This is a genomic window from Mycoplana sp. 10N416, assembly GCF_056394765.1.
In genome coordinates this window covers 511453-527127 of sequence record NZ_JBFTIM010000002.1, presented here as the reverse complement: position 1 = coordinate 527127, position 15675 = coordinate 511453, and the positions used below count along the sequence as shown (strand labels likewise).

Sequence of the window (15675 nt, the reverse complement as noted above, 5' to 3'; positions counted from 1 at the left end):
CCCATGCGCAATGCCTTGAATTCCGGCGATTAAGCAAAAGGGGACCGTTGCTGTCAAGATATAACAAGGTAGCACTGCTGCCGTATCTGTTTGTAATCATTCTAAACTTGAGAAAACTGATCGTGTTTTCAAGCGATTGGGAAGAAACACTTCCGGCCCAGGCCGCACAAATGCCAGGTCTGTGCGGCCGATCACTTTTTGTTGTGGCTGCACCGGCCGGTTCGGGGTTGGGCGATTGCCTCGACAGGTGGTCCAGCACGTTCGGCAGTATCAGTGGAAGTTGCGACCTTTCGGTATGACATCTGCGGTCTGCCGCAGGACGGACTTTGCCTCCCTCTCCCGGGTCAAATCTTTTCCTGCCAGGCGCAACTGCCGCAGCGCCCGCTTCGCGCGCGCATCCTCGTCCACCGGATGAATGATCTCGTCCGCGCGGCTCATGGCGCCAAAGCTGTGCAACTCGCCTTTCAGAAGACCGAGCATTCCACTCATGTCCTCCAAATGGTCGGCAACGACGTGGATGACGCCGCTTTCCCGCTGCAGTCGGCCGCGCACCTTGACGAGTCGCGCGCCCATCACCACGCCGCGGTATTTCTCCATCATCTTTCGCCAGACGATGATATTGGCGATTCCCGTTTCGTCCTCGATCGTCATGAAGACGACCCCCTTGGCCGAACCCGGCTGTTGCCGCACCAGCACGAGGCCGGCCACCGTGACGGTGTTGCCTTTTGCCGCCGTTTCAAGCGCGTTGTTCCGCGTGATCCCCTGGCGGGCGAAATCGGCGCGCATGAAGGAGACCGGATGGGCCTTGAGCGAAAGCGTCAGGTAACGGTAGTCGTTGATGACCTGCTCGCCGTCCGGCATTATCGGCAGCCGGACATGCGGTTCGGGCCGCAATTCTTCCGTTTCGCTCCGGTCGAAAAGCGGCAGCGCTCCCGCCGCGCCTCTGTCGTCGAGGGCCTTGACGGCCCAGAGCGCCTGTCGTCGATCGAGGCCCATCGACCTGAAGGCATCGGCGTCGGCAAGACGTTCCAGGACGCTGCGCGACAGACCGGAGCGAAGCCAGAGGTCCCGCACCGAGCGATAGCCGCCGCCGCGACGGGCGGCAAGACTTGCCATGTCCGTCTCCCTCAGGCCCTTGACCAGCCGGAAGCCCAGCCGCACGGCCTTTTTCGAGCGGATCATCCCGGACATCTGGCGGTGGCGTGGGGCGATTGCGGCAGGGTCGAACAGGCCCTCGCCCTCCAGCAGGCAGTCCCAGGTGGAACGGTTCACGTCGACGGGACGCACGTCGACGCCATGTTCGCGCGCATCGCGCACCAACTGCGCCGGTGCATAGAAGCCCATCGGCTGGGAGTTCAGGATCGCCGCGCAGAAGACATCCGGATAATAGGCCTTGAGCCAGGAGGAGGCATAGACGAGGAGCGCGAAGGAGGCGGCGTGGCTCTCCGGAAAGCCGTACTCGCCGAACCCCTCGATCTGGCGGAAGCAGCGCTCCGCGAATGCCCGCTCATAACCCTTGCCGACCATGCCCTCGATCATCTTGTCGCGAAAGGTGCCGATCGTGCCGGTACGCTTGAAGGTCGCCATGGCGCGGCGCAGGCGGTCGGCCTCGGCGGGGGAAAAGCCGGCGGCGGTGATGGCGATCTGCATTGCCTGCTCCTGGAACAGCGGCACGCCGAGCGTGCGCTCCAGCACGCTTTCCAGTTCCTTGCTCGGATAGCGGATCTTCCGGCCGGCTCTGACCGCCTCGCGCCGTTTCAGATAGGGATGAACCATGTCGCCCTGGATCGGCCCGGGGCGGACGATCGCCACCTCGATGACGAGATCATAGAACTCGCGCGGTCTCAGGCGCGGCAGCATGCTCATCTGCGCCCGGCTTTCGATCTGGAAGACGCCGAGCGTGTCGGCGCGGCAGATCATGTCGTAGACCTCGTCCTTTTGATCCGGATAGATTTTTGCCAGCGTTTTGCTTTCGCCGTAATGGGTTTCCAGCAGCGAAAACGCCTTGGCGATGCAGGTCAGCATGCCGAGCGCCAGCACGTCGACCTTCAGGAGCTTCAGCGTGTCGAGGTCGTCCTTGTCCCATTCCACCATGTAGCGGCCGGGCATGGCCGTCGGCATGATCGGCACGACCTCGTCGAGCCGGTCGCGGGTGATGAGGAAGCCGCCGACATGCTGCGAAAGATGCCGGGGAAAATCCATCAGTTGCCCGGCATAGGACAGCACCTTCATCGTCGTCGGGTCGCCCATGTCGAGGCCGGCCGCCTTGACCTGTTCCTCGGAGAAGGACGAGCGCCCCCAGCCCCAGATCGAACCCGACAGAGCTGACTGGACATCCTCCGACAGGCCGAAGGCCTTGGCGACCTCGCGGCCGGCCGAGCGACCGCGGTAGCTGATGACCGCCGCCGCCAGCCCTGCATGTTCCTTGCCGTAGGTCTTGTAGATGTACTGGATGACCTCCTCGCGCCGTTCGTGTTCGAAGTCGACGTCGATATCCGGTGGCTCGTCGCGGTCCTCGGAGATGAAGCGGTCAAAGAGCAGCGTGAACCTGTTCGGATCGACCTCCGTGATGCCCAGGCAGTAGCAGACCGAGGAATTGGCAGCCGAACCACGTCCCTGGCAGAGAATTCCTTCGCTTCTGGCAAAGGTCACCAACTTGTGCACGGTCAGAAAGTAAGGCTCGTATTTCTTCCGTTCGATCAGCCCGAGTTCGTAAGACAACCTCTCCTCGACCTTGGCCGGAATGCCATCGGGGTAGCGTTCGGCCCCGCCTTTGCGCACGAGCCGCCGCAGTGTCTCGGCCGGGGTCATACCCTCCTCGGATTCATCTGGATACTGGTGGCTCAGTTCCTCCAGGTTGAAGGCGAGGCCGTGGAAGAAGCGCGCCGTATTGGCGATCGCCTCCGGATGGTCGCGCAACAGCCTCGCCATCTCGGCGAAACCCTTCAGGTATCGCTCTGCATTGGCCTGCCGGTGAAAACCCAGCTCCGCAATCGGCGTCTTGCGGCGGATGGCGGCGACCACGTCGGCGAGCGGGCGGCGCTGCGCGACATCGTAAAGCGCGTCGTTGGTGGCAATCGGCCGGATGCGGTTTTCGCGGGCGAGCTGCGCCAGCACGGCAAGGTCATGCCGGTCGAAACCGTCACGGCGCGGTACCAGCGCCAGAAAGAGCCTGTCGTCGACGCGCTCCCGCAAGCGCGCAAGCAGGGGCCTAAGACGCTCCGGCTCGGGTCGGCCGGCGGCCGGCATAACGATGAGCTGGAGGTCCGCCTGCCATTCCAGAAGGTCTGGCAGGTAAAGGAGGCACTCGCCCTTATTCGCGCGCAGGTTTCCGAGGCTCAACAGACGGCAGAGATGGGCCCAGCCCGACCGGTTTTGCGGATAGGCGAGGACGTCGGGCGTCTCGTCGGCAAAGACAAGGCGGGCACCGGGCTGGAAGGGCAGGCCTTCGACCCGTGCCTTGGAGTATGCCCGCACCACACCGGCAACCGTGTTGCGGTCGGCGATGCCGAGGCCGGAAAGGCCGATCCGGCTGGCGGCTTCCACCATGGCCTCGGCAGGCGCCGCCCCTTCCAGGAAGGAAAAATTGCTGCGCGCGCCGAATTCGTAGAAGGCGAGAGCGTCGCTCATGCGAAGACCCCGTGGATGAACCAGCGCGGCAGTTGTGGCTGCGCCCCATACGCTCCCGCGCGAAAAAGCCAGTAGCGGCGGCCGGCCTCGTCCTCGACTTTGAAGTAGTCCCGGGCCGGCTGGTCCTCGCCGTCGACCCACCATTCGCCGGCAATCCTCTCCGGTCCTTCCGTGCGGGTGATCCGATGAAAGCTCCTGCGCCAGCGGAAGGTCTTCGGCGCATCCTCCGGCACGCCCGCCAGGGTCTCGACCGGCTCGGGTGGCGCGAACAGGCGCAAAGGACGATCACCGAGGATGGCCGTCGCGAGTGCCGGCTTTCCGTTCCGACCGACGGCCCGCTCGTGGTCCCAGTGCTCGGCGACGGGCGCAAGGTGTGCGGCGCGCTCCGGCACGTGGCTTTCCGGCAGGGTGACGGCGAGCAGGCTTTCCGGCCCGAAGCGGGCCACGATCTGGTCGGCATAGCCCGAAAGCGACTGGCTTTCGCCGGTGTCGGCGGCAAAATCCTGCTGCATCGCCGCGAAGGCCTCGCTTGTGAGCACGCAAAGCCGGACAATCTCGAAACCGTAACCGGCATCGAGGTCATCATGCACGGCCGACAGCCGTTCGCGGAAGAGCAGGGCGATCCGCTCGGGGTCTCTGAGCGGCGCCGAGGTGGCGGCCTGGATGCGGAAAACGCGGCCGTCCACCCGAAAGAGCAACAGCGCGAACAGGCGCCCGCCCTCGCCGCGCCGTTCAAGTCCTTCTTTCAAGGTGCCGGCAAGATGGGTGGCAAGTGCAAGAATGTCCTCCTCGGACTGGATGGGGTCGAACAGCCGCCGCTCCGCCGACAGCATCGGCACGGCCAAGCGCGGTGAAATCGGTTCATCCTCCAGCCCCAGCGCCTGATCGAGCCTGAGGAGCGGCAGGGGGCCGAAGCGACGGGCGAGCGGTGCGCGCGGTAGGGGCAGGAGATCGCCGATCGACTTCAGCCCGACCCGGCCGAGCGGCCCGAGCACGTCCTCAGGCAGGCGCAGGGCTGCGACCGGCAAGCGAGCGAGCACATCCTGCGCCGCATCGGCATCGATCACGCCGCCGTCGCCGAAATGGGCGGCCGCCCAGGAAAGGCCGGGTGAGGCCGCGATCGCCCCGCGCGCCTCGATGCCGAGCGAAAAGAGGCGCGACAGCACGTCATCGAGCAGCGCCCGCTCGCCGCCATGGAGATGGGTGCAGCCGGTGATGTCGAGATAGAGGCCGTCGGCGCCCTCCAGCGCGATGAGCGGCGTGTAACGGTCGCACCAGTCGGCGAGGGCCTCGAGCAGGGCCCTGTCCGCGGCCGGATCGGCAGGAAGAATGTCCAGCGCCGGACAGATCGCGCGCGCTTCTGTGACGCCCTGCCCCTTGCGAAGGCCGATCCGTTCGGCTTCCCGGTCGAGGAAGGCGAGCCGCATGGCACTGTCGCTGCGGCCGGCGAAGGCGACCGGCGGATGCTCAGGACGCCCCCTTGAAAGCCACGACCTCCCCCAACGCTGCCGCGCCACCCGATCGGCGGGCAGATAGGGAAACCATAGACAGAGGATCCGCTGGTCGCTGCTCTTCTTGAGGAACGGCAGGGCGGGGGTCGAGGCGGTAAAAGCGGCGGTCATGGGAGTTCCACTCCAGGAGGATGCCGACGGGGTCGGCGGTCTTGTTCTTCTCCGGCGTGACCAGGAAGACGGGATTGGCGATGCTGCCGGCCAGCGTGGTTCCGTCTGGCAATGGGCGTTCGCAAGCCGGGGCCGGATCGATGCGCAGCCGGTAGAGCGCGCTGCTCGCCTCCTCCTCGCCGGCCTGGCGCAGAAGCAGGAGCAGGGTGCCGTTCGCCTTGGCCCGCAGTTGCAGCCGGCGGCTTTCGGTCAGCCCGAATCCGGTGGGATTGCCGCGGATCTCCAGGATGACGGTGGAAAAGGCCGGCACGCCGAGTGCCGTCTCCGCCATCAAGAGCGCATCTGCGATCGTCCGTGGCCTGGCAAGAAGCATACGGGTCGGATCGAGGCCGTGCTTTTTCAGGCCCGGGCCGTAAGGTATGCCGGCTTCGGAGGATGCCAGCGCCTGACCGATCCAGAGTGTTGCGCCTTGGCCCTTCTCGGTCCGGTCCTGACGAAGCGCGGCCAAGGCCAGGGAGAAACCGGTTGCAGCCCCCATATCGCGGGTCTGCGCGTTGCGGATCTCGACGAGACCGCAAGCCGGTAGATCGCCATTGAAAATAGCTTCGAGGCCGCCTGTTTCGCCGGATTCGGAAAAAGGCGACGCATCGCCCGGCGACCCCTGCATATCCCACTGCCAGCGGCGCTTGCGTCCGGCCAGACCAGGACCATCGGCATTCTCGATGCGGGCGATGGTCTCACGCAGGGCAAAAAGCCGCCTCTGCGCCAAGGCAGGCGTTGCCATGACGTTCGTTCCTTTATTTGTTCCTGTTATGTTCTTATGGATTCCAGAACGCCGGACAAGAGTCAACGGCAATTTGAACTGGCGCGATCACAAAGCCGCGCGTGCTCCCGGATGCGGGAGTGGCTGACGATATTCGAGGAAAAGCGCGGGACCTGGAAAGATCCGGCGCCGCCAGCGTCGGCAATTTGGGGACGTTAAACCGGCAGTGCCGTCGTGTACTTCACGCTCTTGAGAGCAAAATGCGAGGATGAATTCGCAACGGCCTCATGGGTGAGAATGCCATGCATTAAAAGCCGTTCGTAGTCGCGTACATCCGCCGCCACCACGCGCAGCAGATAGTCCCATTCGCCCGACATCGAATAGCATTCGAGCACCTCGTCGTGGCTTTCGACGAACCGCTCGAAATCCCGCCGAGCGACGGGATCGTGGCTCTTCATCCGCACCTGACAGAAGACGTTCAACCCCCGGCCGATCGCCTCCGGCTCCACCAGGCGAACGGTCTTTCCGAGCACGCCGGCAGCCTCCAGTGCCTTGATCCGGCGCCAGCACGACGCGCTCGAGGCGCCGACCTTCTCGGCCAGGGCGGCGTGGCTGATATCGGCCTGGTGCTGGAGCACGCGGAGGATCTGCCGGTCGATGGCATCAAGCTCGATATGGTTCATTCGTTTTCTTCCCTCATGTGAAACGTATGTTTCAAGGATGCATCATTCCAGCAGAACTCTGAAAGGAACTCACGGTCAAGCCGTATTATCATTTCTCATGGGATTGTATCGCGGAGGAGGACGCCGAGATGGCACAGGCAGCGCTAAGACGGATCGTTCGCAATGCGCCGGACGAGACGATTGACTGGAAGCGCATTGCCTATCTCCTCCAGTTGTCCCGGGCACTCGACGAGATGGAAGAGACGCGGCTGGTGCCGGAGAAGAAGGTGCTCTACCAGTTCTCCGCCCGTGGCCACGACATGGCGCAGATCCTGCTCGGCTGCCGACTGACGGAGCGGCATGACGGTGCATGCGGCTACTATCGCTCCCGCCCTCTCCTCCTGGCGCTCGGCGTTGATCCGGCGGATGCCCTCGCCTCGGCCATGGGCCGGGCCGGCGGCTATTCGGATGGCCGCGACATCGGCGTCGTGTTCAACTACCCGAACCGCAGCGGCGCCTCGGCGCTGCCCATGTGCGGCGGCGTCGGCTCGCAATACACGCCGACGGCCGGCTGGGCCCAGGCGATCGAATATTGCCGCACGGTGCTCAAGCAGTCGGACTACGACCGTGCCATCGCTGTCGTGCTCGGCGGTGATGGCTCGGTCGCCTCGAACGGCTTCTGGTCGGCGCTGACGATTGCTACCACGCAAGCCCTGCCGATGCTGTTCTACGTCGAGGACAATGGCTACGGCATTTCGGTTCCCTCCACCCTGCAGACGCCGGGCGGCAACATCGCCGCCAACCTCTCCGGCTGGCGGAACCTGGCCGTGTTCGACGGCGACGGCTGCGACCCCGCCGAGGCCGCGCGGCTGACGACGGAGGCGGTGGACTTCGTCAGGGAGAACCGCGCGCCGGCGCTTCTGCGGCTCACCGTGCCCCGCCTCGAAGGCCACAGCTTCCAGGATACGCAGACCTACAAGAGCGAAAATGTCGTGCGGGCCGAATGGGCCCGCGATCCGCTGCCGCGGCTGAAGGACTATCTCGTTCCCGCCGTGATGAGTGCGGAGGAGTGGCAGGCCTCCGTTGCCCAGGCGGCGTCTGCCGTCGAGGCCGCCCGCGAGGCCGCCGAGGCTCGGCCAGTCGCCGATCCGCAGACCGTTACCAGCCACGTCTTCTTCGAGGGCGAGATGCAGCAGATGGGCGGCCAGCACAGTCTTGGCTACCTTGCGCCGCCGACGAGCGATCAACCGGCCGGCGACGGCCAGCGCATCAACATGGTGACAGCGATCCGGCGCACGCTCGACCGCGAACTCTCCATCAATGAGCGCGTCGTCCTCTTCGGCGAGGATATTGGGCCGAAGGGCGGTGTCCACGCGGTGACACTTGGCCTGCAGGAGAAATTCGGCAAGGAGCGGGTCTTCGACACCTCGTTGTCGGAGGAGGGCATTGTCGGTCGCGCCGTCGGCATGGCGCTTGCCGGCCTCGTGCCGGTGCCGGAGATCCAGTTCCGCAAATATGCTGAGCCGGCTACCGAACAGATCAACGATTGTGGCACGATCCGCTGGCGGACCAACAACCGCTTCGCCGCCCCGATCGTGCTACGCATGCCGGGCGGCTTCTTCAAATGCGGGGATCCCTGGCATAGCCAGACGAACGAGGTCGCCTTCGTCCATCAGCCGGGCTGGCAGGTCGCCGTGCCTTCCAATGCCGAGGATGCCGTCGGCCTGCTGCGCACGGCGCTGCGCGGCAACGACCCGGTGATCTTCTTCGAGCATCGCGCGATGCTCGACCATGCCTGGGCACGCCGGCCCTATCCGGGCGACGATTTCGCCCTGCCCTTCGGCAAGGCCCGCTTCACCAGACAGGGCGACGTCATCACCATCGTCACCTGGGGGGCGATGGTGCCGCGCTGCGAGGAGGCCGCGGAAGGCATTTCTGCCGATGTGATCGACCTTCGCACCTTGATGCCCTGGGACCGGGAGGCGGTGCTGTCGTCGGTGCGGCGCACCCGGCGCTGCCTGATCGTGCACGAGGATCTCGGCACGGCCGGCTTCGGCGCGGAAATATCCGCCGTCGTCGCCGACGAAGCCTTCATGGACCTCGACGCGCCCGTCTCCCGCCTGACGATGCCGGACATTCCGAGCCCGCACAATCCGGTGCTGCTCGACTGGGTCGTGCCTTCCGTCGAACGCATCCGCGAAAAGATCCAGTCCCTGGTGGAGTTCTGAGCATGGCCGCGCTGATGGACGTTCTGGCTCCGCTCGAGCAGGAAGGGACCAAGGCGGTCGTGCGCGCCTGGCTCAAGCGGCCGGGCGAGACGGTCAATATTGACGATCCGCTCGTGGAACTGGAAACCGACAAGGTCACGCAGGAGGTCCCTTCCCCGGTCGCCGGCATCCTTGCCGAAATCCTGCTGCAAAGCGGGGACGATGCCGGGCCGGGTTCGGTGCTCGGGCGCATCCGTGCCGAAGGCACGCGCCAGAGCGCACCGGCCGTTGCGGCCGTCCTTGTTTCACATGAAACAGCCAAGGCGGTGGCGCCCGATCTCATGCGCTACTCGCCCGCGGTGCGCCGCGCCGCCCTGCAGTACGGCATTGATCCGGGAACAGTCGCCGGCACCGGCAAGAACGGGCGCGTGACGCGCATCGACATCGAGGCGGCCTTTGCCGCGCGCACAGACGCGTCCCCCTCGATCGAGCCAATCTCGCAATCCCGTCCCGTGCCACTACCGGCCGAGGCCCATTCCGGGCGCGACGAACCTGCCGAACGCGGCAGCCGAAGCGTGCCGCACTCGCCGATGCGGCTTGCGATTGCCAGCAACATGCTCAACTCGGTGACTGTCGCCCCGCACGTCACTGCGGTGTTCGAGGCGGACTTCTCCGCCATCCTGAAGCATCGCGAAGCGAACAAGGCCGCGCTGGCCGCGCGAGGTACCAATCTTTCCTATACCGCCTATATGGTCGCTGCTGCCGCTGCCGCCATGCGGGCCGTGCCGGAGATCAACAGCCGCTGGCATGACGACCACCTGGAGATTTTCGACGACGTCAATATCGGCGTCGGAACCGCCTTGGGCGACAAGGGCCTGGTGGTGCCGGTGATCCGCCGGGTGCAGCACCTGTCGCTGACCGGGATCGCGACCGCGTTGCAAGATCTGACCACGCGTGCCCGCGCCGGGACGCTCAAGCCCGAGGACATGCGCAGCGGCACGTTCACCATCTCCAATCACGGCGTCTCCGGTTCGCTTTTCGCCTCCCCGATCATCATCAACCAGCCGCAGACGGCGATCCTGGGGATCGGCAAGCTGGAAAAGCGGGTGGTCGTGCGCGAAGTCGGCGGGGTCGATACGATCCAGATTCGCCCGATGGCCTACGTTTCCCTGACGATCGATCACCGCGCCGTTGACGGCCACCAGACGAACCTGTGGCTGACCCGCTTCGTCGAGGTTCTGGAAAACTGGCCCGCGTGACATTCCGGCTCGGGAGGCTTCCCAAGCCCGAAACCCCGGCGCTCGATTTGTTCCACCTTGGCCGAAAATGCCAAACCGCAAGAAATTTGCCCCGCTAGACTTGCGGCGCGAGCGGGCTGGTGCCCCGGGCGCGTAGCAACAAGTCCAGAGGGAAATCACCATGCCAACTCTTTTGAAGCGTACGGCTGGCCGGCTGCTGGCCGCCACCGTCATCACCGTTGCGGGCGGCAGCGCTGCCCTGTCTCACCCGCTCGACGGCCTCTCCACGGCCGAAATCGCCGCCGTCGTCCAGATCCTCAAGGATGACGGCAAGACGGACGCAGACAGCCGCTATCCGTTGATCGAACTGCGGGAGCCAGCGAAGGAGGCCGTGCTGAAATGGAAGGACGGCGACCCGGAAGACCGCCGCGCCGTTGTCAACGCCAAGACCGCCAAGGGCGTCTTCAAGGGTGAGGTGGACATCACGACCAAGAAGGTGCTGTCGTGGGAGCCGGTCACCGGCCAGCCGATGCTGCTGCTCGAGGAATTCCTCGGCGCGATGAACCTGGCCGTTCAGAACCCCGATTTCGTCGCGGCCCTGGCCAAGCGCAACCTGAAACCGGACGAAGTCTTCTGCCTGCCGCTGACCGCCGGTGCGTTCGGAACGCCCGACGAGGCCGGAAAGCGCCTGATGAAGGTGCCCTGCTACGTCAATCCGACCCAGAGCAACTTCTATGCGAAGCCGATCGAGGGCCTGTTCGCCACTGTCGATCTGACCAGTCAGAAGGTGGTCAAGGTGGTCGACACCGGCGTCGTGCCGGTGCCGGAGGACGGCTGGGGATACGTGCAGGAGGATATCGGTGCGCGCAAGGACATGAAGCTCGCCGAACCGATCAAGGCGGCGACGCTGTCGCAGCCGGATGGGGCCAACTTCTCCATCAATGGCAGCCTGGTCAACTGGGACATGTGGAGCTTCCGCTGGCGCGTCGACAAGCGGCCCGGCGTCGTGCTCTCCGAGATCTCCGCCAATGACGGCAAGGGGCCGCGCTCGGTGCTCTATCAGGCCAATCTCTCCGAAGTCTTCGTTCCCTACATGGATCCGAGCGAGGGCTGGTACTGGCGCACCTACATGGACAGCGGCGAATACGGCTTCGGCATCTTCCTGAGCCCGCTGACCGCCGGCGTCGACTGCCCGGCCTATGCGAAGTTTCTGCCGGCCGTCGTTCACGCCGACGATGGCTCGCCGGTCGAGATCCCGAACGCCATCTGCATCTTCGAGCGCAACATCGGCGATCCGGCCTGGCGCCACTACGAGATCTTCGCCCAGACACCGGACAAGCCGCTGCCGGCGGAAGGCCGACCGGCGACCGAACTCGTCGTCCGCTCGGCTTCGGAAGTCGGCAACTACGACTACCTGATCGACTATGTCTTCCAGCAGAACGGCATGATGCGCGTCATGGTCGGCGCGACCGGCCTCGATGCCGTCAAGGGCGTGGCCTCGACGTCGATGCAGGACACAACAGCGGCGGAAGATACGAAGTACGGCACGCTGATCGCGCCGAACCTCGTCGCGCCGAACCACGACCACTTTTTCAACTTCCGCTTCGACTTCGACATCGACGGGCAGAACAACATGTTCGCGCGCACCGGTCTCGTGCCCGCGACCGCGCCGGAAGGCACGCCGCGCCGCACCTTCTGGGAGACGAAGGACGAGATGCCGATGACGGAACTCGAGGGCCGCTACAAGGTCAACCCGGCGACGCCGGCCATGTATCACATCATGAACATGGGCAAGGAAACCAAGCTCGGCCATCATCCCGGCTACATGATCCTGCCGGAGAACAGCGTCGCCTATTCGCCGCTCGACGTCGTCAACGACCCGCCGGCCCGCCGCAACGCCTATATCGAGTATACTTTCTGGAACACGCCCTACGACCCGAAGGAGCGCTACGCCGGCGGCGAATACGCCTTCCAGGGCGACGGCAAGGACAGCCTGCCGGAATGGGTGAAGAGGGACCGCAGCATCCACGACACCGACATCGTCACCTGGTACACGATGGGCTTCCACCACGTGCCGCACATGGAGGACTGGCCGGTGATGTCGACGATGTGGAAGGGCATCACGCTGATGCCGTACAACTTCTTCGATCACAATCCGGCGATCACGATCCGCAATCCGTCGTAAAGCGCGTCGCGATCTTTTCAATTCGCTTGCCACGCTTTAGGTCCTTGTTCTTGCGCATGTCTTTATCCCGAAACCGGTTCCCACTTTCGGGAGACGTGCTTTGGGCGGAAACTAAGGGCCGGTGCATCGCGCCGGCCCTTTTCTTATTTCGGATCGTCATCAGACCGCAGCCGTCTCAACATGCTCGGTGGCACGCCCTCTGCCCTGCGGAACGCGCGAGTGAAGTCCGATTGCTGGCGGTAGCCGAGCCGGCTTGCAAGTTCCATGAAGGGCAGGTTCGTCCGCAGGATCATCTCGCGGGCGTATTTCATCCGCAGGCGGTCGATCTCATCACGGAACGACAGACCCTCCTCCAGCAGCCGCCGGCGCAGGGTGCGGGCCGAAAGGCCGATCATCGTGGCGATCGTCGCCTGATCCATCTCACCCTCGCCGATGCAGGACAGCAGCGCAAGCCGCAACCGGTCGGCCAGCCGTTCGCTGCGTTCAGAGCGCCCCGGGGCATCGGCGACATGTGCACCGGCCGGCCACTCCATCAGCACCGGCAGCGACAGCATTGCGGCGGGAAAGGCGAAAAGATTGCAAGAATAGCCGTAGACGCAAGTAAGCCCGAAGGCGCTGTCGAAGGCGTTTCGCCGCTGGCCGGCCTCGTGCTCGAAAACGAGGCTTTCGGGACGGAAGTCCGGCTTGAAATAGTGACGGATGACGCCGTCGAAGAAGCCGAAGGTGAACTCGACATCGAAGGCGCGAGGCCAGATCGCCGGATCAAGGATCCGGTATTCGATGAGGGCGAGCGAGTCTTTGACGGAGAGGCGGATAAGGCTGCCGGACTGGACCTCGTTCATCGTTGCGACAAGGGCCGAAAGCACGGTGCCGAGCCGGCTCCCGCGTTCGAAATGGGGGAAGAGTTCCGGCAATCCGGACGGCACGAAGGCGCGGCCGCACTGCCAGATACCGGCCGCATCACGAAGCACCCGGCCGGCTTCCTCGAGAAAGCCGACGAATTGGCCGAGGCCGATGGTGGAATCGGAATGTTCGCCGCTTGTGACCGGGCAGCCGATGCGCAGGCCGATCGGTTCGGGATCGACGCCCCTGTCGCGCAGTTGCGCACCGACGCCGGCGAGGACTCGCCGGTCGATGCGTCCGCTTGCCTCCGCATGCTCCATCGCCTTTCCTCCAGGACGATCGTGATACGAATTCCGGCATGTGATGGGTGACGCCGGGAAGGCATCGCCAAGCAAATGAGCGAAGCATGGCTTGCGTCCCTCCTCGAACGCAAGCGCTTCGCTTTCATAGCGCCGCACGCCAGGTGCGGCGCTGGATATCGGGACCGTTACACGACGGTGCGCGCGCTCATCGTCAGAAGGTCGTAGCGGGCGACCGTCTCGTCGTTCTGGTTGAACACCTCGACGTCCCAGCGCACCTCGCCGTATTCCGGGCTGCGCGCCGCCTTCTTGTCCTTCACGGTCAGCCGCACTCGGATGGAATCGCCGGGCGAGACCGGCTTGAGGAAGCGCAGGTTGTCGAGGCCGTAGTTGGCGAGCAGCGGGCCCGGCGCCGGATCGACGAACAGGCCGGCGGCAAAGGACAGGATCAGGTAGCCATGCGCCACCCGGCCCGGGAAGAACGGATTGGCGCTCGCGGCCTCCTCGTCCATGTGGGCGTAGAACTCGTCGCCGGTGAAATGCGCAAAATGCTCGATGTCTTCCAGGCTGACCGTGCGCGCTTCGGTCTCGACCGTCTCGCCGACCTTGAGCCCTTCATAGTTGCGCTTGAAGGGATGCTCGGCCGTGACCGGAGCGGCTGCGCCCTTGGTCCAGCGGCGGGTGATCGACGCGATGCGCTCGGGCGAACCCTGCAGCGCCGTGCGCTGCATGTAGTGAAACACGCCGCGCAGGCCGCCCATCTCCTCGCCGCCGCCGGCCCGGCCGGGACCGCCATGGACGAGCCCCGGAAGCGGCGAGCCGTGGCCGGTCGATTCCTTGGCGCAGTCGCGGTCGAGCACCAGCACGCGACCATGATAGGGCGCGATGCCGAAGATCAGCGCGTCGGCGACGTCGGCGTCATAGGTGTAGACGGAGGCGACAAGGCTACCCTCGCCCTTCTTCACCAGTTCGACCGCCTCGTCCAGCGTGTCGTAGGGCATCAGTGTGGCGACCGGGCCGAAGGCTTCCACCGAGTGCACCTTTGCCGCCTTCAACGGCTCGTCGCAGCGCAGCAGCACCGGCGCGAAGAACGCGCCCTGGCCTTCCGCGATGTCGGCATGGCCGACGGCGATCTTCGCTTCGGTCCGCAACTCTTCGATCGCCTCGATGACGGAAGCCCGCTGCGCGCGGGAGGCAAGCGCGCCCATGCGGGTTTCATCCAGGCGCGGGTCGCCGGGAACGGCCTTGCCGAGGGTCGCTTTCAGCGCTTCGGTCACGGCGGTTTCCTGCGCCCGCGGCACGAGCACGCGGCGGATCGCCGTGCACTTCTGCCCGGCCTTGACCGTCATCTCGCGCGCCACTTCCTTGACGAAGATGTCGAACTCCGGCGTTCCCTGTACCGCATCCGGACCCAGCACGGCGGCGTTCAGCGAATCGCGCTCGGCGATGAAGCGCACGGCATTGCGCGAGATCGCGGGCTGGTTGCGCAGCTTCTCCGACGTGTCGGCCGAGCCGGTGAAGGAGACGATATCCTGGCCGGTCAGGTGGTCGAGCAGGTCGCCGGTGGAGCCGGCGATGAACTGCAGCGCTCCCTTCGGCAGGATGCCGCTTTCGACGATCATCCGCACGCAGGCTTCGGCCACGTAGGCGGTTGCCGTCGCCGGCTTGGTGATGACAGGAACACCTGCGAGGATCGTCGGCGCCAGCTTCTCCAGCATACCCCAGCAGGGAAAGTTGAAGGCGTTGATGTGGACAGCGACGCCGGTCAGCGGCGTCAGGATGTGCCGGGCGACGAAGGTGCCGCTCTTGGAAAGCGGTTCGGTCTCGCCCTCGATGACGAAGCGCTCGCTCGGTAGTTCCTTCTTGCCGCGCGAGGCATAGGCGAACAGCGTGCCGATGCCGCCGTCGATGTCGATCCAGTTGTCGCGGCGGGTGGCGCCGGTGTCGAAGGCCAACTGATAAAGCTCTTCCTTGCGGTCGTTGAGGTAGACCGCAATCGCTTTCAGCATCCCCGCACGTTCGTGGAAGGTGAGCGCACGCAACGCCGGGCCACCGACCTCGCGCGCATGGCGAAGGGCTGCGGCGAAATCGAGGCCCTTGGTCGAGGCGCGTGCGACGACGCGGCCGTCGATGGCGCTCGGAATGTCGGCAAAGCCGCTTTCCGGCATGAACCAGCGGTCCTCGACATAGCTTTTCAGGATGGTCGACATGTTATGATCTCCTTGT

At 65.0% G+C, this 15675-nt stretch carries 9 protein-coding genes; 3 read left to right on the top strand and 6 right to left on the bottom strand.

All coding sequences use genetic code 11. From position 1 onward, the window contains the following. Positions 1-270 precede the first annotated feature (270 nt). From AC1DDS_RS06735 to AC1DDS_RS06720, 4 genes are all read right to left on the bottom strand, one after another. Entirely contained in the window at positions 271-3630 is a 3360-nt protein-coding gene (locus AC1DDS_RS06735; protein WP_477478168.1) for an error-prone DNA polymerase, read from the bottom strand. Further along, positions 3627-5147, bottom strand: coding sequence for a Y-family DNA polymerase (locus AC1DDS_RS06730; RefSeq protein ID WP_477478255.1), 1521 nt, complete (start codon positions 5145-5147; stop codon positions 3627-3629). The genes AC1DDS_RS06735 and AC1DDS_RS06730 overlap by 4 nt, the downstream gene beginning before the upstream one ends. Next, the gene (locus AC1DDS_RS06725; RefSeq protein WP_477478167.1) at positions 5098-6036 is read right to left on the bottom strand and encodes an ImuA family protein; all 939 of its coding nucleotides are present in this window, start codon (positions 6034-6036) and stop codon (positions 5098-5100) included. Before AC1DDS_RS06725 ends, AC1DDS_RS06730 begins: the two co-directional genes overlap by 50 nt. A 194-nt stretch (positions 6037-6230) precedes the next feature. After that, complete coding sequence (locus tag AC1DDS_RS06720; protein WP_310414004.1) at positions 6231-6698, bottom strand: Lrp/AsnC family transcriptional regulator; 468 nt, start codon at positions 6696-6698, stop codon at positions 6231-6233. A 128-nt stretch (positions 6699-6826) separates the two neighbouring features. Between AC1DDS_RS06720 and AC1DDS_RS06715 the strand changes: the two genes are divergently transcribed. The 3 genes from AC1DDS_RS06715 to AC1DDS_RS06705 all read left to right on the top strand — a co-directional run bounded on the left by AC1DDS_RS06715 (position 6827) and on the right by AC1DDS_RS06705 (position 12307). Then, entirely contained in the window at positions 6827-8905 is a 2079-nt protein-coding gene (locus AC1DDS_RS06715; RefSeq protein ID WP_477478166.1) for a transketolase C-terminal domain-containing protein, read from the top strand. Positions 8906-8907: 2 nt separating this feature from the next. Beyond that, positions 8908-10143: a dihydrolipoamide acetyltransferase family protein gene (locus AC1DDS_RS06710; RefSeq protein ID WP_477478165.1), complete on the top strand. Its 1236-nt coding sequence runs from the start codon at positions 8908-8910 to the stop codon at positions 10141-10143. A 160-nt stretch (positions 10144-10303) separates the two neighbouring features. Then, positions 10304-12307, top strand: a complete 2004-nt coding sequence (locus AC1DDS_RS06705; protein ID WP_477478164.1) for a copper amine oxidase — start codon at positions 10304-10306, stop codon at positions 12305-12307. 143 nt (positions 12308-12450) lie between these two features. On the opposite strand, the gene qhpR is transcribed toward AC1DDS_RS06705, so the two are convergent. Next, positions 12451-13470 carry an AraC-like transcriptional regulator QhpR gene (qhpR, locus tag AC1DDS_RS06700; protein ID WP_477478163.1) on the bottom strand — a complete coding sequence of 340 codons (1020 nt, stop codon included), beginning with the start codon at positions 13468-13470 and terminating at the stop codon, positions 12451-12453. Between the two features lie 167 nt (positions 13471-13637). Continuing rightward, a complete protein-coding gene (paaZ, locus tag AC1DDS_RS06695; protein WP_477478162.1) occupies positions 13638-15659 on the bottom strand; it encodes a phenylacetic acid degradation bifunctional protein PaaZ in 2022 nt (673 codons plus the stop codon). Between the last annotated feature and the right edge of the window lie 16 nt (positions 15660-15675).

What these genes read in the sequence shown, in the direction of transcription:
- AC1DDS_RS06710 (WP_477478165.1), top strand. Translation starts at nt 8,908, where the DNA reads ATGGCCGCGCTGATGGACGTTCTGGCTCCGCTCGAGCAGGAAGGGACC.
- AC1DDS_RS06715 (WP_477478166.1), top strand. Translation starts at nt 6,827, where the DNA reads ATGGCACAGGCAGCGCTAAGACGGATCGTTCGCAATGCGCCGGACGAG.
- AC1DDS_RS06720 (WP_310414004.1), bottom strand. Translation starts at nt 6,698, where the DNA reads ATGAACCATATCGAGCTTGATGCCATCGACCGGCAGATCCTCCGCGTG.
- AC1DDS_RS06735 (WP_477478168.1), bottom strand. Translation starts at nt 3,630, where the DNA reads ATGAGCGACGCTCTCGCCTTCTACGAATTCGGCGCGCGCAGCAATTTT.
- paaZ (WP_477478162.1), bottom strand. Translation starts at nt 15,659, where the DNA reads ATGTCGACCATCCTGAAAAGCTATGTCGAGGACCGCTGGTTCATGCCG.
- AC1DDS_RS06705 (WP_477478164.1), top strand. Translation starts at nt 10,304, where the DNA reads ATGCCAACTCTTTTGAAGCGTACGGCTGGCCGGCTGCTGGCCGCCACC.
- qhpR (WP_477478163.1), bottom strand. Translation starts at nt 13,470, where the DNA reads ATGGAGCATGCGGAGGCAAGCGGACGCATCGACCGGCGAGTCCTCGCC.
- AC1DDS_RS06725 (WP_477478167.1), bottom strand. Translation starts at nt 6,036, where the DNA reads ATGGCAACGCCTGCCTTGGCGCAGAGGCGGCTTTTTGCCCTGCGTGAG.